This window comes from Pseudomonas nabeulensis, from assembly GCF_004682045.1.
GTDB lineage: Bacteria > Pseudomonadota > Gammaproteobacteria > Pseudomonadales > Pseudomonadaceae > Aquipseudomonas > Aquipseudomonas nabeulensis.
In genome coordinates, this window is the sequence record NZ_QUZT01000138.1 from 1 (window position 1) to 2,322 (window position 2,322).

Sequence of the window (2,322 nt, forward strand, 5' to 3'; positions counted from 1 at the left end):
CGGGTTTAGGGCGGCTTCGCCCCCCAGCGCGGGGCAAGCCCGCTCACTACAGAAAGCCGCTCAATCTGCTGTTTCCTTAACTGACTGGCATTAGGGCAAGCCCCCTCCCACATTAGAACTATGGTGTGCCTGACACACTCAAGTGTCTTGCTTGTCTTCCAGCACTGCACCGGTCTTGGCGTCGAGCTTCACTTCAAACTTCTTGCCGGCGGTGTCGGTCAGGTCGACCTCGTAAACCAGCACGCCATTTTTGTGGTCCAGCTCGGTGTCGGTGATGCTGGCGCCAGCATGTTTGGCCAGGGCGGCCGCGTTGAGTTTTTCAAAAGGCATCACGGCACCGGACTTGAGCAGGCCTTCAATGTGGTCCGGGCGAACGTCCGCCTGGGCGAGGCCGGCGGTCAGGGTGATGGCGGTGGCGGCGAACAATGCGGTCAAGGTTTTCATGGTGTAAGTCCTTCTTCGGTGAGCTGTTTAAGTGGCGCCAGATTAACCAGCGCAACTTAATTCATCCTTAATGGCACTCTGACTCAGTACTTATAGTCGTTCAGCAGGTCCTGCACGCTGGACGACGGCCAGCGCTTGTAGAACTTCAACAGTTCGGCGGCGCGGTTGGTGAAGATGCCATCCACGCCGGCGCTCATCACTTTTTGGAAGTCCACGGGTTCGTCCACGGTGTAGACGTGGATCAGCAGGCCTTTGTCGTGGGTCAGCTTGTTCATCTCGGGCTTGACCAGGTCGGTGTAGCTTTGGTCGCCGTGGTTGGTCAGCTCAGCCGACGGGCCGGTGCCGATGGCGCCGAGGCTCTTGGCTTCGTCGACCCACTTTTCAAACTCGGCGGCGTCTTTTGGCTCTTGCTTGGCGTAGTAGGCGGCCTTGGTGGTCTCGCCGGATTCAGCAAAGGTCTGTTTGTTTTTCGGCTCGATGCTGCCTTCACCCACCCACAACAGCAGGATTTTCGGGGTGTTGGGCATCTCTTTTTGCAGCTCGATCAAGCTGGCTTTTTCGAAGGTTTGCAGCACCACGCGGCCACGGCCCTGGCCGACGCCGGTGTTGCTCTTGCCCAGCTTGGAGCCGGCGGAGCTCAGCCAGCCTTTATCCAGCAATTTGTTTTTCAGGTCGGCTTCGATGCCCGGGAATTGCTTGGGCTCTTTGGTTTCGATGTACAGGCCGGGTTTGTGCTGCGGGTTGCCTTCGGCGATCTTGATGATGTCGTCCAGGCTTTGGATCTTCAGGCCCACGAAGCCAGGGCGCGCGCGGTCGGGGTACGCCGCGTTGAACCAGCTGCCGGCGTCGAGGGTTTGCAGTTCTTTCCAGGTGAATTCGTTGGCCGGGGCGTCTTTGCGCTCGGGAAACTTGGTGGCCACGTCGGTGGTGCGCTGCAGATTGTTGTCGTGCAGGGCGAATAGCACGCCGTCCTTGCTGCGCTGCAGGTCCATTTCCAGGTAGTCGGCACCCAGGTCGCGCGCGACCTTGTAGGCCGCGGCAGTGGACTCGGGGGCGTCGTAGGAAGCACCACGGTGGGCGATCACCGCCGGGTATGGAATGCCTTCGTTGGTTGCCAATTCAGCCGGGTTGATGGGGTCGGCAGCCTGTGCCTGGCCCAGGCCCAGCATCAGTGCGAGCAGCAGGGCGCTTTTGGTAAACGTGACAGGCATAGGCGAAGTCCTTTCGTGGAGGTAACTTTGAGAAGGCGTCCTTTTTAACAATTGATTGCGAACGGCGCTATCACCAAACCGACATTAACGTGCGTCGGGGCAAATTTTTCGAGTTTTTATGAGAGGCATTGCAGTACTCTTGCCCGAAGCTGCCCCGTAAGAGGGCCGTACTTTTTGCCACGCGTGTAAACCATCTTTCCAGTCCCGGTGGGACTTTTCAGTGAGGTTTACCATGCGCATCACTTCCGAGCTTATCTGCCAGGCCGCCGACCAACTCCACGGTTTCGTGGGCCTGAACCGCAAGACCGGCCAGTACATCGTACGTTTCAGCGAAGACTCTTTTGGCATGGACGTGGCCGATGACGGCATCATCCCCACCGCCGAATTTGTCTGGCTGCCGGCTCCCGAACACGCCATGACCCTGTCCCGCGAGCGTATCCAGTTGTTGTTGGACCAGAACATCGACGAGCGCATCAACATCACCGAGCCGCTGCGGGTGTATATGCGCCGGGTGGAGATACCGCAGATCAGTGCGTTGCGGAGTTTGGTGAGCTAGCCCGATTTACTTCATCGGTCATATGAAGATCAAAAGTGGGAGGGGGCTTGCTCCCGATAGCAGGGTGTCAGTCAGTACATCTGGTTCTGATACACCGCTATCGGGGGCAAG

Annotated in this window: 3 protein-coding genes; 1 reads left to right on the top strand and 2 read right to left on the bottom strand. The window is 58.4% G+C overall.

The annotated features are described in order from the left end of the window. Nucleotides 1-138: 138 nt before the first annotated feature. A complete protein-coding gene (locus DYL61_RS31115; RefSeq protein ID WP_105695516.1) occupies nucleotides 139-444 on the bottom strand; it encodes a PepSY domain-containing protein in 306 nt (101 codons plus the stop codon). Between the two features lie 83 nt (nucleotides 445-527). Then, nucleotides 528-1,655, bottom strand: a complete 1,128-nt coding sequence (locus tag DYL61_RS31120) for a glycerophosphodiester phosphodiesterase family protein (RefSeq protein ID WP_135311570.1) — start codon at nucleotides 1,653-1,655, stop codon at nucleotides 528-530. 232 nt (nucleotides 1,656-1,887) lie between these two features. On the opposite strand from DYL61_RS31120, the gene DYL61_RS31125 reads away from it, so the two are divergent. Beyond that, nucleotides 1,888-2,211 (top strand): DUF2025 family protein, encoded by a 324-nt coding sequence (locus DYL61_RS31125; protein ID WP_105695518.1) that lies wholly within the window; start codon nucleotides 1,888-1,890, stop codon nucleotides 2,209-2,211. Nucleotides 2,212-2,322 lie beyond the last annotated feature (111 nt).